This window comes from Haloferula sargassicola (assembly GCF_040362925.1).
GTDB lineage: Bacteria > Verrucomicrobiota > Verrucomicrobiia > Verrucomicrobiales > Akkermansiaceae > Haloferula > Haloferula sargassicola.
On sequence record NZ_BAABRI010000018.1, the window covers coordinates 20,947 to 45,495 of the forward strand.

23 protein-coding genes are annotated in these 24,549 nt (G+C 62.1%); 2 read left to right on the forward strand and 21 right to left on the reverse strand.

The window, feature by feature from the left end:
* Window positions 1-5: 5 nt before the first annotated feature.
* The 3 genes from ABXH26_RS15200 to ABXH26_RS15210 all read right to left on the reverse strand — a co-directional run bounded on the left by ABXH26_RS15200 (window position 6) and on the right by ABXH26_RS15210 (window position 1,177).
* Window positions 6-566 (reverse strand): thioredoxin family protein, encoded by a 561-nt coding sequence (locus ABXH26_RS15200; protein WP_353567944.1) that lies wholly within the window; start codon window positions 564-566, stop codon window positions 6-8.
* Between the two features lie 4 nt (window positions 567-570).
* On the reverse strand, window positions 571-828 hold the full coding sequence (locus ABXH26_RS15205; protein WP_353567945.1) for a hypothetical protein: 258 nt from the start codon (window positions 826-828) through the stop codon (window positions 571-573).
* 139 nt (window positions 829-967) lie between these two features.
* Window positions 968-1,177, reverse strand: coding sequence for an RNA-binding protein (locus tag ABXH26_RS15210; RefSeq protein ID WP_353567946.1), 210 nt, complete (start codon window positions 1,175-1,177; stop codon window positions 968-970).
* A 46-nt stretch (window positions 1,178-1,223) separates the two neighbouring features.
* Here ABXH26_RS15210 and ABXH26_RS15215 point away from each other — a divergent pair, with 46 nt between their 5' ends.
* Entirely contained in the window at window positions 1,224-1,877 is a 654-nt protein-coding gene (locus ABXH26_RS15215) for a flavin reductase family protein (protein ID WP_353567947.1), read from the forward strand.
* A 7-nt stretch (window positions 1,878-1,884) separates the two neighbouring features.
* Entirely contained in the window at window positions 1,885-2,910 is a 1,026-nt protein-coding gene (locus ABXH26_RS15220; protein WP_353567948.1) for a tRNA dihydrouridine synthase, read from the forward strand.
* On the opposite strand, the gene ABXH26_RS15225 is transcribed toward ABXH26_RS15220, so the two are convergent.
* From ABXH26_RS15225 to ABXH26_RS15310, 18 genes are all read right to left on the reverse strand, one after another.
* Window positions 2,907-3,155 carry a CDGSH iron-sulfur domain-containing protein gene (locus ABXH26_RS15225; RefSeq protein ID WP_353567949.1) on the reverse strand — a complete coding sequence of 83 codons (249 nt, stop codon included), beginning with the start codon at window positions 3,153-3,155 and terminating at the stop codon, window positions 2,907-2,909. The two genes, ABXH26_RS15220 and ABXH26_RS15225, sit on opposite strands and share 4 nt — an antisense overlap.
* 18 nt (window positions 3,156-3,173) lie before the next feature.
* Window positions 3,174-3,380 (reverse strand): hypothetical protein, encoded by a 207-nt coding sequence (locus ABXH26_RS15230; RefSeq protein WP_353567950.1) that lies wholly within the window; start codon window positions 3,378-3,380, stop codon window positions 3,174-3,176.
* Between the two features lie 112 nt (window positions 3,381-3,492).
* A complete protein-coding gene (locus ABXH26_RS15235; protein ID WP_353567951.1) occupies window positions 3,493-4,932 on the reverse strand; it encodes a glycoside hydrolase family 10-like protein in 1,440 nt (479 codons plus the stop codon).
* A 345-nt stretch (window positions 4,933-5,277) separates the two neighbouring features.
* Window positions 5,278-5,994 carry a M48 family metallopeptidase gene (locus tag ABXH26_RS15240; RefSeq protein ID WP_353567952.1) on the reverse strand — a complete coding sequence of 239 codons (717 nt, stop codon included), beginning with the start codon at window positions 5,992-5,994 and terminating at the stop codon, window positions 5,278-5,280.
* Window positions 5,994-9,095: a type I restriction endonuclease subunit R gene (locus ABXH26_RS15245; protein WP_353567953.1), complete on the reverse strand. Its 3,102-nt coding sequence runs from the start codon at window positions 9,093-9,095 to the stop codon at window positions 5,994-5,996. The genes ABXH26_RS15240 and ABXH26_RS15245 overlap by 1 nt, the downstream gene beginning before the upstream one ends.
* A gap of 147 nt (window positions 9,096-9,242) precedes the next feature.
* A complete protein-coding gene (locus ABXH26_RS15250) occupies window positions 9,243-9,494 on the reverse strand; it encodes a hypothetical protein (RefSeq protein ID WP_353567954.1) in 252 nt (83 codons plus the stop codon).
* Between the two features lie 128 nt (window positions 9,495-9,622).
* A complete protein-coding gene (locus ABXH26_RS15255) occupies window positions 9,623-10,150 on the reverse strand; it encodes a YkvA family protein (protein WP_353567955.1) in 528 nt (175 codons plus the stop codon).
* 4 nt (window positions 10,151-10,154) lie between these two features.
* Window positions 10,155-11,489, reverse strand: a complete 1,335-nt coding sequence (locus tag ABXH26_RS15260; RefSeq protein WP_353567956.1) for a type II TA system antitoxin MqsA family protein — start codon at window positions 11,487-11,489, stop codon at window positions 10,155-10,157.
* Entirely contained in the window at window positions 11,476-11,877 is a 402-nt protein-coding gene (locus ABXH26_RS15265; protein ID WP_353567957.1) for a hypothetical protein, read from the reverse strand. Before ABXH26_RS15265 ends, ABXH26_RS15260 begins: the two co-directional genes overlap by 14 nt.
* Window positions 11,878-12,174: 297 nt before the next feature.
* A complete protein-coding gene (locus ABXH26_RS15270) occupies window positions 12,175-14,097 on the reverse strand; it encodes a restriction endonuclease subunit S (protein ID WP_353567958.1) in 1,923 nt (640 codons plus the stop codon).
* A gap of 38 nt (window positions 14,098-14,135) precedes the next feature.
* Window positions 14,136-14,504 (reverse strand): four helix bundle protein, encoded by a 369-nt coding sequence (locus ABXH26_RS15275; RefSeq protein ID WP_353567959.1) that lies wholly within the window; start codon window positions 14,502-14,504, stop codon window positions 14,136-14,138.
* Entirely contained in the window at window positions 14,505-15,149 is a 645-nt protein-coding gene (locus tag ABXH26_RS15280; protein ID WP_353567960.1) for a putative polyvalent protein kinase domain-containing protein, read from the reverse strand.
* Between the two features lie 14 nt (window positions 15,150-15,163).
* On the reverse strand, window positions 15,164-15,340 hold the full coding sequence (locus ABXH26_RS15285; RefSeq protein ID WP_353567961.1) for a hypothetical protein: 177 nt from the start codon (window positions 15,338-15,340) through the stop codon (window positions 15,164-15,166).
* A 284-nt stretch (window positions 15,341-15,624) separates the two neighbouring features.
* Entirely contained in the window at window positions 15,625-18,156 is a 2,532-nt protein-coding gene (locus tag ABXH26_RS15290; protein ID WP_353567962.1) for a type I restriction-modification system subunit M, read from the reverse strand.
* Window positions 18,157-18,364: 208 nt separating this feature from the next.
* Window positions 18,365-18,760 (reverse strand): hypothetical protein, encoded by a 396-nt coding sequence (locus ABXH26_RS15295; protein WP_353567963.1) that lies wholly within the window; start codon window positions 18,758-18,760, stop codon window positions 18,365-18,367.
* A 219-nt stretch (window positions 18,761-18,979) separates the two neighbouring features.
* Window positions 18,980-20,203 carry an ImmA/IrrE family metallo-endopeptidase gene (locus ABXH26_RS15300; protein WP_353567964.1) on the reverse strand — a complete coding sequence of 408 codons (1,224 nt, stop codon included), beginning with the start codon at window positions 20,201-20,203 and terminating at the stop codon, window positions 18,980-18,982.
* Window positions 20,200-20,547 carry a hypothetical protein gene (locus ABXH26_RS15305; protein WP_353567965.1) on the reverse strand — a complete coding sequence of 116 codons (348 nt, stop codon included), beginning with the start codon at window positions 20,545-20,547 and terminating at the stop codon, window positions 20,200-20,202. The genes ABXH26_RS15300 and ABXH26_RS15305 overlap by 4 nt, the downstream gene beginning before the upstream one ends.
* A gap of 508 nt (window positions 20,548-21,055) precedes the next feature.
* Entirely contained in the window at window positions 21,056-24,544 is a 3,489-nt protein-coding gene (locus ABXH26_RS15310; protein ID WP_353567966.1) for an AAA family ATPase, read from the reverse strand.
* Window positions 24,545-24,549 lie beyond the last annotated feature (5 nt).

Consider the following 24,549-nt stretch of genomic DNA (forward strand, 5'->3'; position numbering starts at 1 on the left):
ACGGCTCAGCGGCGCTCCATGCCCTCGGGCATCCAGTCCTTCTTCATCGGCTGGATGATCGGCTCCGCCGACTTGTCACCGCCTTCACCCGCAGCCGAAGCGGCCGCATCAAGGGCCGCCACCGCGAGTTGGACCTTCTGCCGGACCGCAGTCTCGGCCTGATCACCGATGATCTGGTCGGTCTGCGCGCCGCCGACGAAAATCCTGACGTCGGGGATCCCGCTGACGCCCAGCCGCGAGGCGAGGCTGCGGGCGTTGTCGACGTTGACCTTCCCCATCACGACCTTGTCGCCGAACTCCGCGGTGACTTTTTCCAGCTTCGGACCGAGGTTGCGGCACGGGCCACACCAGTCGGCGTAGAAATCGACGACCACCACCTTGCCGGCGGTCGCCTTGAAGTTCTCGAAGTCCTCCGGCGAGAGTTCATGACCCTCGCCGAGGGTGACCGGACTTCCATCGGCAGCCGCGACGTCCTCGGATTTGGAGGAATGCAGGGCCTGCTGGATCTTCTCGCATCCGGCCAGGGTGAGCATCAGGGCCGCGGAACAGAGGAGCGGGTAATTCACAGGATCAGGGATTCGGTTTCTTCGCCGAAGGGATGCGTTGCAGCCCCGGAGGCAGGGCCTCGGAATCCGCGGCGATCGCGGATTTTTCCGCCGCCACCGCCGGCGCCGTCCGGGCGGGCGCAGGTGCGGCCGGGGGCTTGGCTGCCACCGGATGCTCGCTCCAGCCGAAGGGATCGAAGACGAGGCCCGCGGCCACACCGGCCACCAGCATCAGCAATAGAATCACCTTCTTGATGAAATCCGCCCGCTCGTCCGAGGTCATGGCCGAGGCCTATAACAAAGATCACCGGAAAAGAAAGTAATCTTTAGTTTTGCCCCATGCCCGCCCTCTGGACCGGGAACCCTTCCGCTCCGGCCCCGCGGGACCCGGTGAGGGGGCGTCGGGACTCCCCCTCCCGGCCTCAATGGCTGTCCGCCGTTTCCTTGATGTCGGTCAAGGCCGCGATGAAGTCGCCCAGAATCTCCGCCGGAACCATGATGGTATCACGGTTGCCGCCGACATCTTCGGTGATTTTCACCACCTTTCCACGAGCATTCTCCTTGAGATCGAGAAAGAAAATCTTGCGATCCGCGAGAATCTTCTCCGTGTGCAATAGATCGTTGTTGTGCACCTTTCCTCCTTTACTGCTATTCGGTGGCGAGCTTCTCCACCGCGCCTTGATTGTCAAGGCAAAGGCCCCGAAGCTGCTCGGCAACCTGCCTCTCCTCATGGAACTCGACCTTCTCGGCACCCACGCCGACCGCGCCTATCCGATCCTCGCCAGCCTGGTGACACCCCGCCCGATTGCCTGGGTTTCAACCACCCATGACGACGGCTCCGCCAATCTGGCACCCTTTTCCTTCTTCAATGTCTTCGGTGCCGACCCGCCTCTGGTTGCCTTCGCCCCGGGCAACAGACCTGACGGAAATCCGAAGGACACCGCCCGCAACCTGGCGCGAACCGGCGAGTTCGTGGTCAACCTCGTTTCCCCTGAACTGGCGGAAAGCATGGTCCAGACCGCCGCCAGCCTGCCCCCCGGCGAAAGCGAGCCGGACCGGCTCGGGCTCGCGATGCTGCCCGGCTCGTGCGTCGCCGCTCCGCGCGTTGCCGCCGCACCTGCCGCCTTGGAGTGCAAGGTTCACTCGATCCAGCAGATCGGTTCGAACCGGCTCGTGCTCGGCATCGTGCACCTCGCCCACATCCGCGAGGAGATCATCGATCCCGCCACCCTGAGGATCGTCCAGGAAAAGCACACCCCGGTCGGCCGCATGGCCTCGCCGAACTGGTACTGCACCACCGACGCCCTGTTCGAAATCGAGCGCCCGGCCTGAACCTCCCGTGTCGTCCATTTCCCCGACCCTCTACCTGGCCCCGATGCAGGACGTGACCGACCTCACGTTCCTGCGCGTGCTGTCCCGCTACGGCGGCGCGGACGTCTACGTCACCGAGTATTTCCGCGTGCACGAGGCGTCACGGCCCGACCCTTGGATCCTGCGGTCGATCGATGAAAACCCCACCGGCCGGCCGGTTTACGCCCAGATGATCGGGCAGGACATCCCGGCGCTGGTTCGCACGGCGAAGCAATTGCTGGAACATCCGGTGGCGGGGATCGACCTCAACCTCGGCTGCCCGGCCCCGGTCGTGTGCAAAAAGGAAGCCGGCGGCGGTCTGCTGCGGAACCTGCCGAAAATCGACGCCATCCTCTGCGCGCTACGCGAGGCGATCCCGACGCGGTTCACGGTCAAGACCCGCATCGGCTACCATTCGCCGGATGAGTTCGACGAGCTGCTCGCCCTCTTCGCGCGGCACCGCATCGATGCCCTCGCCATCCATGGCCGCACCGTCACCGAGCGCTACCAGACGCCCGTTCACCCGGACTGCGTCGCCCGCGCCGTGACGGGGCTCGCGTGCCCGGTCATCGCCAACGGCAACATCGTCGATGTCGCCACCGCGCTCGCCTACCATCGCCGGACCGGGGCCGCCGGCCTCATGATCGGTCGCGGAGCGATCCGCAACCCGTGGATTTTCGACCAGATCCGAGCCGCCTTCGCCGGCGAAACTCCGGCCATGCCCCCCTGCCGGCAGCTGCTGGATTACGTCCGCACCCTCTACGAGGAAATTGCAGGCGACACCGCGCGCTTCGACCCGCTCGGGCACGTCCAGCGGATGAAGAAGACCATGCTTTTCGTGACCCAGGGCTTCGATCCGGACTTCGAGTTCCAGCTCCGCCGGGCCAAGACGCCCGAGGCGTTTCACGGCATCTGCGATCGCTTTCTCGACTCCGACCGCCCCGTGCCTGCGCTTCCGCCTGAGAACTCGCGGCTTTTCTGCGGCTTCAGCGAGTTGGTCCGCAGCCCGGCCTAGCCAGCCACCGGCCGTCGGTGGCTGCCATCGCAGAACGGCGGCGTGCCGGTCCGCTTGCACTGGCACCACCAGACTTTCCGCCGCTCGGTCACCGTCAGGCGCACCGGCTGGAGGCCGGTCCCGGTGTGGCTGCCGTCACAGAATGGCGCATGGGAGGTGCGACCGCACGAGCACCAAAAATACACGCCCGGCTCGAGGTCCATCGGCAGGGGCTCATCGCCGCCCGACACCGGTTTCTCCGCCATGGCAGAAAAGCAGGATGCTCAGTCCGCATCGACCACCACCCCGGCCAGCTGGGGCAGGGTGTCGGCCTTGGCCGCGTTACCCGGCTTCGAAATCTGCGCCGAGAGTGGCTTGGAGCCCCGACCGAGCTGAGGATAGCTTTCTCCCGGCACCTGGCGAACAAAGGTCGCTCCCAGCCAGGCCGCAAGGAGGGCGGCGGATCCTGTAACAAAAGTTTTGACGTTCATGGCAGCGCGACGCTGTGCGAAAAAATGCGTAGCTCGTGAGTCGGGACGGCGGACTCTCTCCTGACTGCCTCACCTAAGTAAAGCATTTTCGCGCCCCTTTTCCGCCCAGCTGTTAGCGTGCCAGCACCGCCGGAACACTCAGATTTCCAAAGCGATCCACCGCACTGACCGAGATCGCCTCCGGCGGCTGACGGCCGGACAACCGGAAGTCGAGGCCTCCGGCCGCCGCGCGACGCACGGCGAGCATGTGCCAGGTGCGCCCGTTGCGGCCCATCACGGCCACCTTCGAGCTCGATCCATCGCCGGTCCGCCAGCGGATCTTCAAGGTTTCCCCATCCGCCGAGGCCTGCGCCGATACGGGTGCCACCGATTTCTTCCCCATCCACGGCATCGGCGGCACCAGCGCCGGCTCGGAATAGGCCCCCTTGGAAAGCAGGTCCGACACCCCGCCGCGGTTCTGGCTGAGCGCCTTCATGCTCCACTGGATGTGTCCCACCCAGTTGCGCGGTCCGATGGTACGGCTCAATCCCACCTGGCGCGTGATTTCCGAGGCCGGCCGGCCGGGATCCTCCGAGCTGCTGACACGGGAAACCGCGATCCCCGGCCACACCGGCCGGGATCCCTGCTCACGCCACCATCCGAGCAGGGCGGAAAAACTCTGCTTGCGCGGTTGGTCGCGCCAGTAGAGCTGCGGCGCCAGGTAGTCCACCCAGCCGTTGGCCAGCCACTTGCGGGCGTCGCAGCCGAGCTGCTCATAGGCATCGAGACCGGCCTCGATGCCTGCCGGCACCCCCGGCCGATAGATGCCAAAAGGCGAGATGCCCACCCGCACCCACGGCTTCGCGCCCTTCACCTGCGAGTAGAGATCGCGCACGAAGCCATCCACGATCCCGCGCCGCTGGGCCGGGCTCCGCCCGTCGGCAAAGGCCCGGCCGTCCTCCGGGTACGGATAAAAATAGTCGTCGAGATGGACGCCATCGACGTCATAACGCCGCACCACATCGAGGATGGCGGACATCGCCCGCTGGCGGGTTTCGGGCACCGCGGGATCGCACCACAGCAAGGTGCCGTAGCGTTTGGTGATGCCGGGGGACGCCTTCGACACGTGGTTCGGGCAGGCCTGCTGGCTGACGTTGGAAAGTGCGCGGAAGGGATTGAACCACGCATGCACCTCGATCCCGCGGCGGTGCGCTTCTTTCACCCAGAACTCCAGCGGATCGTAGCCGGGCCCGCGTCCCATGGTGCCCGTCAGCCACGGGCTCCACGGCTCCTTGTTCGAGGCATACACGGCATCGCAGTGCGACCGCACCTGCAGGATCACGGCGTTCATGTTCATGGCCGCCATCTTGTTCAGGATGGCGACCGCCTGCTCCTGCTGGGTGCCGGCGCTCAGGCCTTTGGCGCTTGGCCAGTCGATGTTGTAAACCACCGCCACCCAGGCCCCGCGGAACTCCCGTGGCGGCATCGGCGGCCGCTCCCTCACCGGCCGGTAGGTCTGGGCGGAAAGGAGGGCTGTGAGGCAGAGAAAAAGCAGCAGCAGGCGCGTCGGCATACGCGTCCCTCCTTGCCTTCTAACGTCTCCCGAAGCAAGCGGCGACCACCGCGGCCCCCCACCGATTTTCAGCCGCGGAGCGCAAGCCTCCAGGCTTGCGAGTGGCGCGGCGCGCTTCCAGCGTGCGGTATGGAGCGCCGGTTATGAAACCGGCATCGCCTGTTCGGCGAGCCGGCGAGTTCCGGGTAGAGAAACCCCGGCTCCTGCTCGCGAAAAAGCCCCCAAGCCACTGATCAAAGCCGAAGCGAATCCGCCAGGCGAGGCGATGCCGGTTTCATGACCGGCGGGTTTCATGACCGGCGCTCCTGCACCAGCTACGCAGGACCCTTGCAGCATGGCTGCGCGTCAATATCTCCATTGCTCATGCCGCACCGGCAGCCGGTTCAGCGCCTGCCGGCGCTCCCGCCATGCCGGCAGGTAGTGATCCATCAGGGAAACGAAGCGCTCGTTATGGGTCGGCTCGATCAGGTGCGCCAGCTCATGCACCACCAGATATTCGAGGCATTCCTTGGGCTTTTTCGCCAGTTCGGTGTTCAGCCGGATCGTCCGCCGCGCGGGATTGCAGCTCCCCCATTTCGTCTTCATCCGCTGGATGAAAACCGTTTTCACCTCCACCCCCATAGTTCGCGCCCACCGCTCCACCATAGACTCCGCCTCCCGTCTCAGTTCTCCGCGATACCATCCCTCCAGAATCGACTCACGCTTTTCCTGACTGCTGCCGGTTCTGGCAGAAAGGATCATTTTCCGCGGCCTCAACTCCACACCCGGGGATCCCTCCTCCAAGGTCAGGAGATAGCGCTTCCCCCAGAGGTAGTGACTCTCCCGCTCCGTGAACTCCCGCGGGCTCTCCCGTTCCTGCGCCTGGATCTGGCGACGCTGCTGCTTGATCCAATCGAGCTTCGAAATCACATACGCGCGCAGATGATCGACCGACAGGTGGCGCGGAGCGGACACGCGGACCGCGCCGTCCGGGGGATGCACGCTCAAGTGAATGTTCCGGATGTCCTTCCGCTCGATGGTCGCCGCGAAGTCGCCGAGGGCAATCTGGTGGACGTCGCGCATCAATATTCGGACTGCTTCTCGACGATCCCGAAAATCCGCTCCACCTCCGCGACATCGTCGCCCAGCAAGGGCATCAGCGCCGCCTTGATCACGTTCTCCTTGGCGGTGTTGCCGCGGAATCCAGCCGGCTTCACGGTCTTCACCACCTGATCGATCCGCACGGCCAGCTCCGCGCGCGCCAGAGTTTCGTCATCGGCCACTTTGCTGCCCGATTTTTCAACCTGGAGGTTCCGGAACAGCGCCCGCAGGGCCGCCGAGTGCTTCACCATCGCCGGCACCGCCTCGTGCTCCTCGGTGCCATCGACCACCTTCTTTACCAGCTCTGCGATGCGCTTGAGATACTCCTGATACTCGATCGCCTTCTGCTTCCTCAGCCGAATGATTTCATCCAGCAACAGCGACATCTTTTCGAAAAACGCCGGGTCCGTGAGCTGTTCCTTAACGATCTTCTTGCGGACGTTGTTCTCGATCGCCTCCGCCACTCCCTCAGGTGTCTTCACGTTCGCCAGCTTCTCGGCGATGGCGTCGGCTATGCCCGTCTTCACAATCAGGTCCACCAGCGAGATGTTCTCGAAGGGCGAGATCGTTCTCGGCTCCTTGGCATCGATGTAGGTGTCGATCAAGTGCCGCATGTCCGCCTCATAGGGCTTGAGATCTAGCACTTCGCCCGCCGCCTGCCGGATCGTGTCACGCAGCTTTCGGTAATGCTCGAGCTGCTTCCCGATTCGATCGATCTCCGCCGTCGAATAGCCCGCGCCCGCCATCTCGTCGGCCAGGTTGGCATACGAGCGGATGAATTGGACGACACCCTTGTAGAGCGCCTCGCGCTGGGGCTGACGCTTCTCCAGCTCGGCGGGAATCTCGGTGTTTCCACAGAAGTAGCGGATGTGCTCCAGCTCGCCTTTCGGCTCGTCGACCGGTTCGCAGAGCAGATGGAGTTTCTCGATCGCATCGTCGAGACGCTCCCGGCATTTCTTCAGCCGATCCTTCAGCATCACCTGCGGATCCTCACCTCCGGCGCTGGTATCCAGCTCCGAGGTATAAACCGCGAGCGCCCGCTCGACCTTCGCGAACAGGTCCTTGTAATCGACGATGTAGCCGAAATCCTTGTCCTCGCCATCGAGCCGGTTCGTCCGGCAGATGGCCTGGAACAGACCGTGATCCTGCATCGACTTGTCGATGTAGAGATAGGTGCAGGGCGGCGCATCGAAGCCGGTCAGCAGCTTGTCCACCACGATCAGCAGACGCATCGTCGCCGGTTCCTTGATGAAAAGCTTCTTCGCGCGGTCCTCGTAGCTCTCCGTGGGTGACTTTCCCGATTCGGTGGTCACGCCGTTCAGCAGCTCGGTGTAGGTCTCGAAAATGAACTGCTTCTCCGTTTCGGTATTCTCCCCGGTGTCTTCCTTGCTCACATCCGAGGCCTTCGGGTCGTAGGAGGTCACCACCGCGCAACGGCCCTTGAAGTGGGTCTTTTGGAAAAGACTGAAGTAACGAGTCGCCTCGTAGATGCTCGATGCCACCAGGATCGCGTTGCCCCGCTCCGATTTGAGCCTCGGCTTGGTGCCGAAATCGAACACGATGTCGCTCACCACCCGGTCCATCCGCGAGCGGGAGCTGAGCACCTTCTGCATCGTGCCCCACTTCTTTTTCAGTTCGTCGCGCTGCCAATCGTTCAGGCCTTTCGTCTTCGCTTCGAACCAGGCATCGATCTTCTCCTTCGAACCCAGCTCTTGGTCGATGTCCCTCGCTTCATAGACGAGGTCGAGCACCACGCCGTCCTCCACCGCCTCGCTGAATTTGTAGGTGTGGATGTAGCGGCCGAAAACCTCCAGGGTCGTCTGGCTGTCTTTTTTCAGCAGCGGCGTGCCGGTGAAGCCAATGAAAGTCGCCTGCGGCATCAGCGCCTTCATGGCCCGATGCAGTTTTCCGCTCTGCGTCCGGTGGCATTCGTCCACGAACACGAACACCTCACCCACCGTCTTGCTCGGCTTCGATTCCAGCTCGCGGATGAACTCCTCGAAGTCGTCCACATCCTTGCGGCCGAACTTGTGGACCAGGGAACACAGCAACCTCGGCTTTTGGCTCCCGAGCTGCGCCATCAACTCCCTCCCGCTCCGCGTCCTCCGGATCTCCTCCCCCGCCTCGGTGAAAACCCGCTCGATCTGCTTGTCCAGCTCGTCGCGGTCGGTGATCACCACCACGCGGGCGTCGGAACGGTTTTCCAGAATCCACTTCGCCAGCAGCACCATCAGGATGCTCTTCCCCGCGCCCTGCGTGTGCCAGATGATCCCGCTCTCCCGCCGCTCCACGAAATCCTGCGCCTCCTTCAGGCCGAAATATTGGTGAACCCGCGGCAGCTTCTTCACCCCGCCGTCGAAGAGCACGAAATCGTGCATCAACTCCAGCAGGCGTTCTTTTGACACCATCCGCCGCAGATACTTGTCCAGCAGGCAGCCCTCGTCCTTTGCCTCATCCTCCTTCCATTTCAGGAAATATTTCTCCGGCGTTCCGATCGAACCGTATTGCAGGCCCGCGCTGTCGTTGCCCGCAACGAGGAGCTGCACCGTGCTGAAGAATCCCTCATTGAACTCGGGCCGCTGGTTGGAAATGAGCTGCCGGATTCCCTCACCGATGCTCACACGGCTGTTCTTCAGCTCGATCACCCCGACAGCGATCCCGTTCAGATAGATCACCAGGTCCGGCCGGCGTTCGTGGCCGCCCTTCAGCGTCACCTCCTCGGCGAACGCAAAATGGTTTTTCTCCAGGTGCTCCCAATCCACCACCTTCACCGTTTCGGTCACCTTCCCCGCCTCCACCTTTACCGGCACGCCATAGCGCAGCCGTTGGTAAAAAAGCTGGTTGGTGTGGTAGAGCGAGCGGCCCTTGGTCTCCGAGCACCGGCGTAGCTCTTCCAGCGCACGAGCGATCTCATCCGAGGAATACCCTGCCCCCGACAAATGAGCTGTCAGCAGCTCCTCCTCGACATTCGAGTTCCCCGCCCGCTGCCGCCAGTTCCCGACATACTCGTACCCCAATTCCTCGACCAGCAGCCGGATCACCCGCCGCTGTGTTTCGTTCTCGGATTGGCCGATGTCGCTCATGATTGGGATCAAACCTTACCTAACTCCGGCATCTTGAACCGATGGAGCACCGCTGGCCACTTCAATTCGATATCCCAACGGTCGGTGACCTGAGGGATTCCGGACTCGGGTAGCCCGCGCATATTTTCAGTCGGCGCATCGGCCCAATCACCAGATCCAAATCCTTCTTCCGACCTCGACCGGATGGGGCGGATGGATCGTCTTCACCACCTCACACCGACCATCGGGAGAAATCCGAACCACCTGGCCATCGAATGCCTGCGTGAGCGTCAGCCCGGCTGCCAACGTGCGCTCCGCTTCCGCGAAAAACGCAGCATCGGCCAATTGAGGAAACTCGTCCTCCAGCTTGTCGAGTTCCCTCTCCCGAGCCTCGCTATCGCTTGGGACTCCGTCGTTCATAGTGTAAAGGAAGCTTGGCCCCACCCTTCATCCAGCGCAACCCTGCGGAGGGTACTGAGCAGAAAGAGTTCAAGCCACCATCCCACGAACGCGGCAGCTCACCATGGAGAGACCGGAGGCGCGCATCTTCATGCCTTTCCCTTCGGCAAGCGGTTCATTTCCCACTCCATGTAGGCATCCAGCTCCTTTTTCACCGCTTTGAGCGCCCAGGACACAACCAAGGAATCATCCAGCATACCTAGAAATGGGACCCAATCGGGGATCGCGTCCACCGGTGACACGAAATAGACCACGGCGAAGACAATCAGCCCAAGGTTCTTCGCTGATACCTCGCGATAGTCTCCTCTGGCATAGTCGCGGACGAGACGGATCATGGTGAGGAGGTAGGCCCAGTTCTCACCGAAATTGGACTTGTCGATCTGCTTGGCCTTTTCGACTGCCTCGCCGAAAAGCCTCTTCAGTTTGCCAGGATTGTGGACGTAATCCTCTGCCTTCGATTTGGCATCCGCGAACGACTCGCTCGCGAGCACGTCCTCCTCGCTCAGAGGACGGATCGTGAGTTTCTTGGCAGGCTTCTTCGCCGCCTTCTTCGTGGCGGTCTTTTTCGAGGCTCGCTTCTTGGTTGCCGCCTTCTTGCCAGTCTTCTTTGCGCTCATAGGTTCACGTCATCAACAGGGCTCTAGTCTGCTCTTTGGAAAGGTGCGGGAAAAGCCCTCGCTTCTTAAGGAATCCATAGGCGATCGCCTCCGAATCGCTTCGCGTGTTCAGGATCTCCGCCGCAATCGCCGGATGGACCTTCAGAGATTTGGCATACTGCTCCAGTTGCCAAGGTGCCGGCTTGGGGTGCCGGGCCACGAATTCCAGCTCCCGATCCCGGGATACCAACCGGTCGTAGGCCCACTCATCCGCGGCACGCTCTTTCGGGTCTTTCCGCTGGTCTTCGTAGTCGGTGATGACCTCACCCGGCTTCTCGATGTGAAGCAAGAGGTGCGCGATTTCGTGGAAAAGAATGATCCAGAACTGCGACAGGCTCCGATACTTGAGGCCGTGGATGATCAGTGCCTTTCCCGGTGTCAGCAGCCGGGTCGAACCGCGGAGCGCGGATTCCTTGAAGATCGGAACAAAGACGAGCGCGACCCCCGCTTGCGCGAGGATACGGCGAACATCCGCCACCACCTGCTCCAGCGGGTGCTGGGTCAGCTCGCGTAGCCGGTCCACCGCTTCGTGCAGTTTTTCTCGATCGTAGGGCTCGGTCTCGACCTTCGCAGCCAAGCGTTCACCCACGTAGCTCCAGAGCCCTGCACTTACCGGGCTGAACTTCTGGGAGGTGTCCTTGAAGGCGGCCATCAGCTCGAAACTCTCCGTCATCCTCGTTCGGAACTCCTTTAAGTCCGCCGTCTTGGCGAATGCGCAGAGTTCGGAGCGTTTCTCTCTCGGACTTTGGGTGGGCTTCACCAGCCCCAGATTTGCCAGAGCAGGGTAGTCAACTTCTTTAAGCACCGGCTTCTCCTCGTCGTCAGGTTGGCGCTCCTCCGCGGGAAACATGGACACCGTGGTGCCATCGAAGTTCTTCTGTCTGAGTCGCTCAAATACCGATTCATCTGCCAGGAGGAGACGGAACATGTTGCTCACCGACTCCGATGGACGGGACCGCCCGGCGGCCCAGCGGGAGATATTCTTCTCCCCGAAGCCGGTGATACGGGACGCCTCTTTCTGGGTCAGGCCGTACTTGCCGAGGAAGACTTGGATTTCCTCCGGGGTGACTACGTTCAAGGCCTTGTCGAGGTAGGCGTCGATGCGGCGGTTGCCCTCGTCGCCAAGGACCCGGTCGCCGCAGTGGTCGCAGACCAGCACCGGCACATCGGGGATCGTCAGTTTGCCGAGCTTCGGGTGCTCGGTCTCGTAATCGGTCAGCTCGGGGATGAGCTTGCCCGACTCACACTCGAAGCAGGGAATCGCCGCTTCGGCCTTGGGGTTCTGCTCAATCGTTTTCATCGTCGTTCGGTTTCGGGTCCAGCCGCGGGAGCGTCTGGACGGTGTCGCTGGGGTGGACGGCCACGCGGACTCTGGGAGGATCTCCCTTGGGGGCAAGGGTGACGTGGATGTCCACCGCTGGCAGGTCGCCGCCATCGGCTGGATAGTCCAGCACGCATTGGTAGGCTTGGATCTGCGCGGGTTTGGATTTGGGTTTCAGGAAAAGATTCTCGGAGTGCCCGAGGCCGTCGATCAGGTCTTGGTAGAGCCCTTCGGCTTTCAGGTTCCAGTGGTTGAGCCAGTTTCTCGACGAGGTCTTGTCGTCGAGAAAGCGCCGCCGTGGGTCAGCCAGGGCTTCCCGAATCATCGCCCGCACTTCCGCGGAGGCTTTGCGTGGTCGGTCGGCCATGGGATCGGTAACGCGTTACAAGCTGGTGCTTTTTAGCACCCATGTCCACCGATTTTCAGAAGAAGGTGCTTTTAGGCACTATTATCGAACCATGGGGATCAAGCCGGTCGGCGGTTGTTCTCTCGTGGCACTCGTGGTCTTGTTCGAGTGGCGTGGAGGCCCGTCCCGACATGCCCGGGGATTGACGGACCGCCGTCAGAGGCGTAGTTTCTGCCTGACCGGTGGACGAAATTCGACTCCATGCCGTGTGATTCGGGCCTTCGTGCCAGTGAATCCTATACCCATCGGCGTTACGCCTTACTGATTCACCGGTAACAGCCGGTCCAGATCGGCTAGAGCCATCTTGATGTTCTTGTCCGAGAAAATCTTTCGGTCGAGCTTGGCGGTCCACTCGGGATGGGCCCGGATGACTTCCTTCACACCTTCAAGATCCACCGCGGTTTCTGCCGAGCGAAGATCTTCGGCGGCCATGTCCACTGTTGCCAGGAGTTCGAGATTCTCGGTTTTGTGATAGCGGAATTGTTCAAGCCACATCAGCGGCCCGTCTCCATACCAGCGGGCAAAGTAGGCTTCTGCCTGCTCCCGTTTGTCCCCGGCGACAAAACCCGGGTATTTCCCGTTGTTGTGCTCACGGACGTATCCGTTCTTCAACGCGATCGTTTCCGGACCCGAGTATTTGACCCGTGGATTGTAGGGGCCGGCAGCCTTCTTCTTGTATCCCTCCGCGACGCCCTCGGCGTGACGGTGGAACAGGTAGGTCAGCTTCACCCGACGCTTCCGAGGCAACGGCCATTGCTCGGTGCCGAAACGGGCTGCGAGTACCCCCAAGATCACCGCTTCATTGATCTGCCAGTTGTGCCCCTCCTTCTTGATCTCCGGCTTTTCCTCGAGAAATTCGACGATCTTGCCTTGGGCCGGTACCAACCGGATCCGGCCGGTGAGGAGTTCCTGCATCATGCCCTGCTTCACCTGGCGAGCCTTGGCCAGCTTGGCTTCAAGGGCGGCGATCTCGGCGTTCATGTCGCTCAGGATGGCGGCGATGGCGGTTTGTTCGGCTGGGGATGGTGGGAGTGGAACTAGGACCCGGTGCAGAATCGACTGGTTTAGAGACGCCATTGTAGTTCCGATAGCATGCTGCAACAACCACCCTCTAACGCGGTGACTTTGAAGCTGAAGGGCTAAGAAGGTAGGCTGAAACCCATTCAGCGGCCGAATGCTGATGCCATCGGAACCTAGGAACCAACCGTCTTGCTCTGGCGTTACGAGAGCCGACCGTTCAACGCCGCCCTTCCGGCCAAAAACAATGTCTCCCTGCCTTAGTAGATATTGAGGAAGCCTCTTCGTCACAGCTTCGCAGACCCTTGGCGTCTCATCGGACACTCTCAGGAAGCCTTCGCGGATCTCGCCAACGGAAATGACGGGAACACCTTCCCCATCAGTGTATTCGGATGCTTTCAGGAGCGTGCCAAAAGGACCGGTCTTGATCGAAGCAAACTCGCCGACACTTTTCACCCCCCAATCGCTCGGTATTTGGCCGATTTCTGTCTCGCGGTAGCCAGACTCCCCCTCGAATCCCGGGAGGCGTTTTTTGCCGGTGAGGAGGTCCTGCATGGCCCCTTGTTTGAGGAGGCGTTTCTTGGCGATGAGCTGCTCCAGGGAGTCGATGAGGGCATCCGCATCGCTCAAGGCCCCGGCGATGGCTGCTTGCTCGGCGAGGGTGGGTGGAAGGGCGATCAGGAAGTTCCGCAGATTCTGCAAATTGAGTCCTGGCTTGCTTTGCCCTGACTGACTTCCGGAAATCTGATAATTCCCGGGGGAGTGCGGGCAAAGATAACGACACACGTATGACCCCCTGCATGGCTCCTTGAGCCGAACCAGCCCCACATGCTGGCTGATGTAGGCCTCGTCGAACGCCTCCTCGACCAAAGCGACATTGCCGACGCTGTTACCGGTGATGGTTATCAATAGGTCGTTTTGGTTCACCTTGGTGCGGTTTCCTTCGGCACCAGTAGGTGGACTAACAAATTGAATGTCGCTGAAATCCAGAGAGCCGTTCCTCACGTTTTGGCTGCGAATAAACAACGCCCCAGAATCGGAATAGAACTGAGCCCAGCCTCGTGATCCGCTTGTTACAAAAGCCGATAAACTCCCGAGTGGCTCAATCTCCCAATCCTCCGGAATCACCCCGACCTCGGTCTGTTTGTAGCCGGGCGGGGTCATAAGGATGAAGGTTGAGGGTTGAGGGATGAAGTCATGGGTCAGTCGTTGCGGCGTTTCGCGCTCTTTGAAACCATCGTCAGGATAGCGATGAGTTGATTGGTTTCGTCGCGAAGGGCGGAGATCTTCGCCTCAGGAACCATGCCGCCGCGAACGAGGAGTTCGAGCCAGTAATCGGTTTCATCGGCCTCTTTGAGACAATCTCCGATTTTTGAGATGAACTCCGCCGTGCTGCGCGCCCTTCGAGCTTCGCGGTAGTTCGCACCCATCGATGTACCAGACCGCAGGACCTGCCTCCCAAGCGTCCGAGCCTCATCGGTTTTCGGCAATGCAGAGAACATCTTCACGATCCGAAGCGCGAACTCCGTCGTCCTCTCCCCCAAATCCCGCGGAACTTCATCCTTCATCATTCAAAATTCATCCTTTTCAGCTGCCGCCTCTGAGTCGTCCGGCGGCGTGGGATACCCGATTTCCGCCAGCTTGATGGCGGCCCATGTGCCCGCGCGCGCGAGAGAGATGTAGGGATCGATGACGGCAAGACCGGCGGTTTCCGGGATGCGGACGACGTTCTCATCGTGGAGGTCGTGAGCCAGCACGCCACTGACAGGATGGAGGTAGGCGAAGTAACCGTCGTCGCGGATGCCGTTGTGGATGAGTTGGACGGGGGCAAAGCCCACGGCGGCCATGAGGTCGTCCGTCTCCGCCCTGGTGACCAGCGGGCGGGTGGTGTCCACCTCGACATGAGGCTGGGAGACGACGGGGGCGAGTTCCTTGCTCTTCGGATTGATGGAGAATCCTTCGAGCCGGTAGGCGGTTTCAGGAAAGAGCGCGGCGTGGAGACGCATCCGGACAAGGTAATCGCCAAGAGTGCCGGAGTTCACACCATGATAGAGGCGCTTGAACCATCGGCCGCATTCCTGATCGTAATACACCTGATGTTCGGCACCGCCGCGTCTTCCCTGCCCTTCCCAGATGCCCAGGAATCCGGCTTCATCCATGACGAACGCGTGATCTTCCGCCCATCTCCGGAGCGCCCTGCTGCCGGCGCGATCCACGGGGCTGAGACGGCTCAGCTCGCGGAGCTGCTGCGGGAGCTTCGGGATTTCAGGTAGTCGTAGCCCTTGAGCGCCTGCTCGGTAGTGGGCTTCGGCCTGCTCGAAACCGCAAGCGCCGTGGCCTTCCTCGCCGGGGATTTCGGCTGTGGCACGGTGATATTGAAGAGCGGCTTCGACGGGGTGAAGTGCATAACGACGGCAGGAACGTAGCTGAAATGCCTGAAGGGTCAAGCCGGGGAGCGCCAAGCCATCCCCGGCACCGCCCGGACTTGGGAGGGGTGAAGGAGTGGATTCGGGCGGAAACACGGGGTAATCAGGCGGGTTGGAGAATGCCTGGCCGGGGGGCGGGTTCTCGATCGCTTGGGGCGGTGGCCGCGGCTTTCCCGGTGGTGGTGGCGTGGTGACCGGATGCGTGGCGATCCATGGTGCGAAGCTTTAGAAAGGGAATCGGCTATGAAGGGAAACGGGCGATTTCCTAATCATAACTCATTTTGGCGAGGTGAGCGGCGACCTTGGCCTCGAAGTCGGCCACGCGGGTGGTGAGCTCCGGAAGCGGGGTGGCGTAGCGACCGGCAAGTTCCTTGACGCGGCTGGTGAGTGCCTGCTCGATGCGGTCGATCTCGCCGTGGATGGCGGTGTCGAGGGTGACGAGCCATTTGTCATCGACGACCAGGGTCTTCACTTCGTCCTCGGTGAGCTTGAGATATTTCGCGTAGGCGGCGGCATCGAGTTTCGCCTCGGCCTGCTTGATGGTCTTCTTGAGGGCGGAGGCCCGGTCGCTGAGATTGAGCCATTCGAGGAGCGCCTGGCGCTCGATGGCGTCGTCGTCGGTTTCCTTGGGGGTGATATGGTAGATGGCGGGATCTTCGGCGACGCGGAGGAGTTCGGGCTCGGGGGATTCTTGGGGGCGGGCGGGTTTGTTGCGGCTGCCAGGGTTCACAGGCGGGACGCCTGTGCTCCTTTTGATTTCCTTGAGGCGGGCTTTGACGGCGGCGGCGTTGACTTTCTCCAACTCGGAGAAGGCGCCATCTTCGCCTCCGTGTTCCTCCTCGAGCTCGGTGAGCTGGGCGGTGACGCTTTCCAGCTCCGCTTGCCGGGCATCGATGGCGGTCTGCTCCTTGGCGAAGTAGCGGGCGACGATGAGGGCCTTGGGCACGAGGTCGCAGGTCCAGCCCTTGTCCTTGGGCTTGCCCTTCTTGTCCTCGACGAGGATGCGGTAGGTCTCGGCCTTCCAGCCGTCGGCGGCGATCAGATAGACATCGTCCTGCATGGTCTCCGCCCAGTAGTCCATGAGGTGCTGGTAAACGGCGTAGGCGTCGAGCAGCGGCCGGCCGAGGTAGTGGGCGAGCAAGCCCTCGGAGAGATCGTGGATGACCTGCTTCGGGTGGCAGCCGGGCTCCAGACCACGCAGGGACTTGGCGGTGGACTTACGCCAGGCATCGAAGTGGGTTTCCAGTCCACCGACAAAGGCGGCGAACTCGGCGTGGGCGTGGGTGGCGTCCTTGAGGCCGTTGGTTTCCACGGTGAGGTCGAGGTAGCCGGGGCGATTGGCCTTGAAGAGGGACTTCTGCAGCCCGGGACAGACTTTCCAGTAGTCGGCAAGGGCGTCGAGATCGGCGGCGGGGATGCCGCCATGAAGATGGGCCTCGATGTCCTGGATGTCCTCGGCCTCGCGGTTGTCGATGTAGCGGGGCAGGTTGAGGTTGAAGTCGTTTTTTTCGATCTCGGCGAGCGGGACCAGCCGCGAGTAGCCGTCGATCCCACTGCCCTTGGTGAAGGCATCGACGATCTTGTGGATGTCGCGGGAGCGGAGGCGGTTCTTGTTGCCGTCCTTCATGAAGCCGCCGCTGGCGTCGATCATGAAGATCCCCTCGCGCTCGTGGGCGTGACCTTTTTCCAGCACGAGGATGCAGGCCGGGATGCCGGTGCCGTAGAAGAGGTTGGCGGGCAGGCCGATGATCCCCTTGAGGTAGCCGCTGCGGATGAGCTTTTTCCGGATGGCGGCCTCGGCATTTCCCCGGAACAGGACACCGTGGGGCAGGATGCAGGCACCGGTGCCGGTGGACTTGAGCGAGCGGAGGATGTGAAGCAGGTAGGCGTAGTCGCCCTGCTTGGCGGGTGGGACGCCGAAGGCCGTGAAGCGCTCGAAGGGGTCGTTTTCGGGATCGAGGCCGGTGGTCCAGCGCTTGTCGGAGAAGGGCGGATTGGCGACGACGTAGTCGAAGGAGGCGAGCGAGCCGTCGGACTGGATGAACTTCGGGTCGGCCAGCGTGTTGCCCGGGCTGATGGTGGCCGTGGGGCAGTCGTGGAGGATCATGTTCATCCGCGCGAGGCCGGCGGTGGTGGTGTCCTTTTCCTGACCATAGAGCGTGGGCCGGACGCGGGCCTCGTCGGCGACCTTCAGCAGCAGCGAGCCGGAGCCGCAGGTGGGGTCGTAAACCGTGGTCGAGGCGGTCGTTTCGGCCTGACCGATGCCGAGCACCTGCGCCATGATGCGGGAGACCTCGGCGGGGGTGTAGAACTGGCCCTTCGACTTGCCACTCTCGGTGGCGAAGTGCCGCATCAGATACTCGTAGGCATCACCGAGGATGTCGTCGCCCTCGGCGCGGTTCTTTGAGAAATCGAGACCCGGGGTCTGGAAGATGCCGATGAGGTTGGTGAGGCGATCGACCATTTCCTTCCCCGAGCCGAGCTTGGAGGCGTCGTTGAAATCCGGGAAATCGTTGAGCGAGAGCTGGTCGTTGGCCGCGGCCAGCGGGGCGATGATCTTCTTGTTGATGTCGTCGCCGATGTCCTTCGAGCCCTTGAGCGCGACGAGGTCGGCGAAGGTCGAGCCGGAAGGAATGGTTAGCGGCGCGAAGGCCTTGCCGGCGTATTTGTCGGAAACGTATTTGAGGAACAGGAAGACGAGGACGTAGTCCTTATACTGGGAGGCGTCCATTCCCCCGCGAAGTTCATCGCAGGAGGCCCAGAGCGAGGAGTAGAGGTCGGATTTCTTGAGTGCCATGGAGCGCGTGCAGGATGCTTGCAGCGGGGCTGCATGGTCAATGCGGCAGGCGGACAGCGCGTAAGGCGATTCCAAACTCCCCCATTGCCCAAGCGCCCACGAAATGCTTCTTTTCCCAAGGAAAAGGCCACCGGCCCTTGCGGACCGGTGACCTTCTTTTACACCCAACGTGGCCGTCGGTTTGATCGCTGATTCTTGCAGGAATCGATCAAACGGCGGCTTCGTTGTTTTCAGCAGGGGGCTCCTGCTTCTTGCGGACGGTGCCGGAGGCCCGCTCGCTCTTGGGCACGAAGCCCATGGCGCGGTAGAGCGGGCAGTCCCGTCCGTAGTTCTCGTGAACGCGCACGCCGAGGGCGATGACGACCGCAAGCTCGGCGAGATCGGCGAGCGATTGGTTCTTCACCATGACGGCGGCACTCACGGCCTTCTTCGCCGCTTGGAGCTCGTCCATCCTGCCATCGAAGGCAGCGATGGCCGCCTCGAGGTCGGCGAGCGTCTTGCCACCAAAGGTGGCATCCGCGGCAAGCTCCTTCCAGGCGAGCTTGATGTCCTGGGCCTTTCTGGCAGGCCCACGCCCTTTCGTGTTGGTCGTTGCAGTGTCCATATCCGGATCAGTTGCAGGTTCCCATGGACCGCCTCCGAGGCTCCCGGTCCTGCATTCGCAGGTGGGCGGAGGGTGGGTCCGGTTTTTTCCGTCCGGAACGGCAGCCTTCGCGGAGGCCGCCGCTTGGGAGCGGGAAAGGGTTTTCCGCCGCTGCGCGATGGGTGCGGTGGGAAAAGATGGAAGATGCCGGCTGAAGCCGGCGCACCGTGGGGAGAGCGTTCATTTCGGCCAGTCGGATTCGGAGTAGCCCAGGGCGGCACGGAGCTTCTTCTGGCCGACGAGGGTGTTGTGGATGCGGTAGTTTTCAGCCTCCCGGCGCAAGCGGCCGGCGATGACGCTGACGCCGATCTGCTCGCGGGCGGCGGCCTTGCGCAGGTCGGCGGCGTAGCGAAGGCGGCGGACCCGCTGCCAGACCGGGGGCGGAATCAGGGTGTCGAGGGCGAAGCGGTCGGCCTCCTTTTCGATCGGGCTGTCGCGCCGGGCGTCGATCTCGGTGTCGAGAATGGTGGGGGTTTCCCCGCTGAGATGCCTCAGGACATGTCCGAGTTCGTGAAAGAGGACGAACCAGAAATTATCGAGCCGGTTCTGGCGAAGGGTGAAACCGATGACCGGACGCCCGCTGGCGGTGAGGAGCGCCGCCCCATCAAGGTAGGTATGGTCGAGGCGCGGCAGGATGACCACGGCGATCCCCTTCCCCCTGAGGGCATCGAGGGCGAGTGACGGCCCCTCGGTTTCGAGGTGGCTCAGGCCGACGAGCCAGCGGAGGAAGGTGTCATTGATGGCCCCACGATCCCACGGTGCGAGCCCGGCCTCCGCGTCAGCGGCGAGCTGCAAAGCGCGATGCCGCCAGGCCTCCAAGGCGTGGGGGCAGACCTTCGCCTTCTCACCGGCCATCTGCCGGGCCAGCAAGGGGGAACCTGCCGACTTGCCGAGGCCGAAATGACTGAGGAGCTGGTCCTTCTTTTTCGACCAGTCGCGCCAAGTGCCCTTGAGACCGGGGAAATAGCCGTGCTCCCACATCTGCTTGAGCGGGAAATCGGCCGGGGCCCGGCCCGGAGCGGGAGGCTCCGGGTCGGGATCGGTGGCGGGTCCGAGCAGGGATGCGGCGGGGATACCCCACTGGTGGTGGAGGCGGCGCATCATTTCCTGGCTCAGCTGGCGCTTGCCGGACAGGACCTCGGAAGCCCGGCTGGCGGCGCCGAGCAGGACTCCGAGGTCTTTCTGAGTGTAACCCATCTGGTCCATGCGGAAACGGATGGCTTCAAGGGGAGTCGGCGGTTGGACGGGATGACGGGTGTTTTCATAATCGGCGACGAGGACGACGAGTAGGTCGTGTTCATCCCGTTCGGATTCCTTGAGGGAATCCCACCGCTCCTGCAACGCGATGAGGCGCTTGAGCGCCTCCGCGTGCTGCTTTGCGGTTCGGATGACGGTTTTCATCATACGGTTGGGGTCTTGGTGCTCATGTTCATGGGAGACCGCTGGCGCCGGGAGACCGGTGCAGCGGCGGAAGACTGGGGTGCGGAGGCGAAGCCGGTGACGGTGACGCAGCCAGGGGCGGTTGGCCTGGCGAAGATGACGTTCGCGCGGAGACCGGAATCATCGGGAAGCATCGAAAAGTGAAAGCGGCAGCCGCCGAGGTGCCGGCAGCGGGGATAGTGAACCAGCATCTCATCGGCCGAGTTCCAGGTGGCCTCCCTCATTTCCGCCATCCACGCCCGGAAGACTCCAGGGCAGGCCTTCCCGACCTTCGAGAGCAGGGATTCATCGATTCCGACCAGCTTCATTTAGCGGAGCATTAAGACATGCGGAGTTCAAGGCAAGCCTCGATTGTCCCTTTTTGGTAACTTGCCATTATTTCCCATTTAGGGAACGCCGAAAAGCAGCTGACGTGGGTAGGTTCGAATCCCCCAAAATCCTTTTAAAGCCGGCAAATCGTTTTGCCGACGGGTGGAATTCCTTTTTCAGGGGCGAAATTGTTCTTAAATCCGCCAAATTGCTTTTTTCGCGGCTGAAATGTTCTCGTGAGCCGCCGGAAAAGAAATCTGGCGACTGAAACGTTCTTATTTCCGGTGGTAAAGCGGAGCGCCGGTTATGAAACCGGCATCGCCTGTTCGGAAAGCCGGCGAGTTCCGGGTAGAGAAACCCCGGCTCCTGCTCGCCGAAAAAAGCCCTTGGGCTGCCTATCAAAGCCGAAGCGAATCCGCCAGGCGAGGCGATGCCGGTTTCACCCTCGGCGCTCCTGCCTCAGCCGGACCATGCCCGGGGCATGAAATTCACTCGAACCCCCACCTGTCAGTTTGCCGGCAGTCGCTGCACTTGGCCGTCGGCAAGCAGGCCCTTGGCCAGATCGAGGGTGTGCTCATGGTGGGTGAAGACGACAACCTGGGTGTTCCTCGACAGGGTTGCCAAGACACGAAGGACCGACTTGGCGCGTTCGTCGTCAAAGGTCATGAGAATGTCGTCGAGGATCAGAGGCATCGGTGCGTGGCTCTCCAGATGGATGTCGATGGCGGCAAGACGGAGCGCGAGGTAGAGCTGGTCCCTCGTGCCCTCGGACAGCGCGGAGGTGGGAAGCGCTTCGGGAATCTCTTGGTCGTTAGCCCGGCGTCGCCTCGCCACGAGGTGGATCCGGTTGGGGTCGCTGTCATGGGCCTGACCCGCCACGCCCTCGAAGGAACCGTTGGTGAGCGTCGCGAAGAACTCGGAGGTCTTTGCGATCATGGGGCCTTGGCTCTTCTCGCGGTATGCCTCGATCTGGGCCTTGAGAAAGGCGATCGCGTGGTGCAGGCGGATGAAGCGTTCCGAGTCGGTGACGATCTCCGCAAGCGCGTTCGCCGCCTTTTGCTTGGCCTCCATGGCGCCACCCTCGGCCTTCTCCAATTCGGCGCGCTTGGAGAGTTCTTCGTTCAGCCGGTCGCGAGCTTCATCGCGCCCCTGCTGGAGGGTCTCGATCTCCGGAGCCAGTTGATCGACTTCGGCCTGCAGCTCGGCTCGTTCCGCCGACTCCGCCTCGCCAATCAGATCCTCAACGGGCGAAGATCCGGCCAGGTTCACGAGGTTGCGATGGGCGGCCTCCCGCCGCTCCACCAGTATCTGTCGCTTCTCAAATTGGGAAATCGCGGACGACAACTCATCGACAGCCTTGACCCTCGCTTCGGCCACCAAGTCCTTGAGCTGTTCCTCGGCGGCTTCGATGAAATGTTGCTTCTTCTTCAACTCCGTCTCGAGCGTGGTTATCTCTTCTTTCAGCGTGTCATGCTTGGTCTGACGACTGCGGGCTTCTTCCAGCGCTTTCCAAAGCCGTTTCTCGGTCAGGTCGGGATTCCGAGGATCGAACTCCGGTGACTCCGGCTGGTGCTTATTCCTCTGATCGCACAGCCGCTTTTTAAAATCAGCAATGTCCTCCCCGAGCGACTGGAGGCGTTCGGACACGTCCGTGATCGCTCGCTGGGTTTCCCGGGCTCTGCGGCGGGCGTTCAGTATCACCACCGCCGCTTTGGCCGTAGTCCTTGGCTCAAGCTGATGCATGGCGAGGGCGTCATTCCATTGCTTTCGGACGGCATCCAACGACTCGGAGGCAGACATCCGCGCAGACTCCTGCCGCGCCTTCTTCTTGGTGAGCTTGGCGACACTCTCGCCCAGCACCTTCCCTTCTCCCTTGGCCGTCTTGGCATCTTCGATTGTCGTGTTGAGTCGCCGGGACAGCACGCCATAGCTGCCGTCGTCACGGTCGAAATGCTTCCGCAGCTCTCCGAGCAGAGCTTCCTCGTTCCTCTCATGAAGCTCGATCTTCGAGGTGAGAGCGGTCAGCCGACCATCGAGCTCGCACCAGCTCTCCCATTGCTCACGCCACTCCATCAGCTCCGCCGGCTGGAAGGATCGATCGGCGATGATCCGGCTCGCCTCCTCCCAACGTTTCTTCCACTCGGCCTTTTCCGCGTCGATGCGCTCCACGACTTCCGCTGCATGAGCCCGCTGGTTTTGAAGGAGCGTCAAGTCCCGATCCAAGGTCGCCACCTCGCCCAGCACGGAGGCGTGCTCGCGGAGGGCGTCCACGATCCCGTCGCTTTTTTGGATGTCCCCGGACAGTCTCTCCACCTCGGTGGGCTCCGCGGCGGTTCCGTCTTTCAGGTGGGTCGCCAACGCCGCCCAACGGCGGTCCCTCTCACCGCGCACTTGGGAAAGTTCCTCTTCCGTGTGGATGACAATACTGCCGGAAATCCGCTTCATATCCGCCTGCTTCCCGATGATGGCTTCATCCTGTTCATCCATCCGCTCCTGGGCCCGTGCCCGCATTTCCCCGAGGGATTTACCCTCGTCTCGCAGCTGCTCCAGCAGCGCCATGCCCGGCACCGGCAGGCTTCGGATTTCGTCGACCGTACGATCGGACAAGCCCAGCTGCCTCGCCTTCTGCTCCAGCCCGGCCGCCAGTTTCTTCCGTTCATCGGCCTGGGAAGCCGCGACCCTGGCGTTTTGCCCGTGCTCCTCGAGACGATCGGAAAGATCGAGAATTTCGGCGGTGATCTCCTCCTCACCAAGGGCATCCAGCTTGGTCCGGGCCTCGGTCAGCTCCTCGTCGGTCTGCTCCACGTTTGCCATGGCCTGCGCGAGCGCCCGGTCCGCGTCTGCCAGCGAACCTGCGCATTCCTCGAGCGTGGCCACATCACCGGCACTGGGATCGGGCAGGGCGTTGAGGGCTTCGACCGAATCGAGCCCCAGCTCCTTTAAATGCTTTTCCAGCTCCTGCTGGAGCCGATGCAGCGCCTCGTCCTTGTCGGCACGCAGCTCGAGGTCCTGCAAATGGCTGCTGATCCCCTGATGCAGCGAGTCGAGGTCCGGCGCATCCTTCACCAGGCTCTGATAGGGTTCGATGCCCTTCAACTGCTCCCTCTTGGCCGCCAGCGTGGACTCGTGGGCATCGTGTAAAACCTGCCCCTGCGAGAGTTCACTCTGGACGGTTCGAACACGCTCGGGAAAGTCCGAGGGCAACTCCGGAAGGGTGATCTCCGCCAGTTCTCCATCGAGTTCATTAAGCTCCACGACCAAGGGAATGGCCTGAATCAGGTTCCGCAGATGCGATTCCCGCTGGCGGTTCTTTTTGAGCGTCCCTTCGCGGGACTTGAACTCCTCCCTCGCCTTTTTGATGACCTTTTGCAGCGTCGTCCACGCGTTCGCCGAAGTGGAGAGGTCACGGGCCTGCTTCTCATACTCCCGAAAGGCCTTGGTCGCCTGCACGATGGCATTCGCATTGCGGCCCTTGCCGGCGAAGAGCCCATCCGCCTCCGCCTGCAATGTCTCCAGAGCCGCATCGATCGGTGAGCCACCGAGGCTGGCCGAGAAAAGCAGGGTGCCGAGTTCTCCTTCACCGGAGAGCAGCTTGGCGGCACCTTCCCGCAGGCTGTCGGTGCCGAGACCGAACATGTGGGTGAAAAACTCGTCGTTCACCGATCCGCAGAACGCCTTGAGCTGGCCTTCGTCGATGCTGTTCTGGTCGGCATCCAGCAGGGTGCCCGAGTTTCCCTTCTTGCGGAAGAAACTCAGCCCGCCCTCACCATCGCTGATGCTCGCCCCGATCAGCAGCTTTCCGTAGGGATGGAGGAAGTTGTCCTCCGTGCGTGTCGGAATCCCGTAGAGCAGATGGTGGATCGCCCGCAGCAGCGAGCTTTTGCCCGCTTCGTTCGGCCCGTAGATCAGATGCAAGTCCGTCTCCGATTTGGGAAACGACAGCTTGAGCCCCGTGAAGGGACCGAAGGCGGGGATCTGGATCGAATCGAAACGCATGGCGA

Coding starts and splice junctions, on each gene's coding strand:
- ABXH26_RS15270 (WP_353567958.1), bottom strand. CDS start 14,097: ATGACCCCGCCCGGCTACAAACAGACCGAGGTCGGGGTGATTCCGGAG.
- ABXH26_RS15240 (WP_353567952.1), bottom strand. CDS start 5,994: ATGCGCGACGTCCACCAGATTGCCCTCGGCGACTTCGCGGCGACCATC.
- ABXH26_RS15290 (WP_353567962.1), bottom strand. CDS start 18,156: ATGGCACTCAAGAAATCCGACCTCTACTCCTCGCTCTGGGCCTCCTGC.
- ABXH26_RS15310 (WP_353567966.1), bottom strand. CDS start 24,544: ATGCGTTTCGATTCGATCCAGATCCCCGCCTTCGGTCCCTTCACGGGG.
- ABXH26_RS15250 (WP_353567954.1), bottom strand. CDS start 9,494: ATGAACGACGGAGTCCCAAGCGATAGCGAGGCTCGGGAGAGGGAACTC.
- ABXH26_RS15230 (WP_353567950.1), bottom strand. CDS start 3,380: ATGAACGTCAAAACTTTTGTTACAGGATCCGCCGCCCTCCTTGCGGCC.
- ABXH26_RS15260 (WP_353567956.1), bottom strand. CDS start 11,489: ATGAAAACGATTGAGCAGAACCCCAAGGCCGAAGCGGCGATTCCCTGC.
- ABXH26_RS15295 (WP_353567963.1), bottom strand. CDS start 18,760: ATGGACACTGCAACGACCAACACGAAAGGGCGTGGGCCTGCCAGAAAG.
- ABXH26_RS15205 (WP_353567945.1), bottom strand. CDS start 828: ATGACCTCGGACGAGCGGGCGGATTTCATCAAGAAGGTGATTCTATTG.
- ABXH26_RS15245 (WP_353567953.1), bottom strand. CDS start 9,095: ATGAGCGACATCGGCCAATCCGAGAACGAAACACAGCGGCGGGTGATC.
- ABXH26_RS15225 (WP_353567949.1), bottom strand. CDS start 3,155: ATGGCGGAGAAACCGGTGTCGGGCGGCGATGAGCCCCTGCCGATGGAC.
- ABXH26_RS15275 (WP_353567959.1), bottom strand. CDS start 14,504: ATGATGAAGGATGAAGTTCCGCGGGATTTGGGGGAGAGGACGACGGAG.
- ABXH26_RS15235 (WP_353567951.1), bottom strand. CDS start 4,932: ATGCCGACGCGCCTGCTGCTGCTTTTTCTCTGCCTCACAGCCCTCCTT.
- ABXH26_RS15285 (WP_353567961.1), bottom strand. CDS start 15,340: ATGCACTTCACCCCGTCGAAGCCGCTCTTCAATATCACCGTGCCACAG.
- ABXH26_RS15300 (WP_353567964.1), bottom strand. CDS start 20,203: ATGATGAAAACCGTCATCCGAACCGCAAAGCAGCACGCGGAGGCGCTC.
- ABXH26_RS15265 (WP_353567957.1), bottom strand. CDS start 11,877: ATGGCCGACCGACCACGCAAAGCCTCCGCGGAAGTGCGGGCGATGATT.
- ABXH26_RS15255 (WP_353567955.1), bottom strand. CDS start 10,150: ATGAGCGCAAAGAAGACTGGCAAGAAGGCGGCAACCAAGAAGCGAGCC.
- ABXH26_RS15305 (WP_353567965.1), bottom strand. CDS start 20,547: ATGAAGCTGGTCGGAATCGATGAATCCCTGCTCTCGAAGGTCGGGAAG.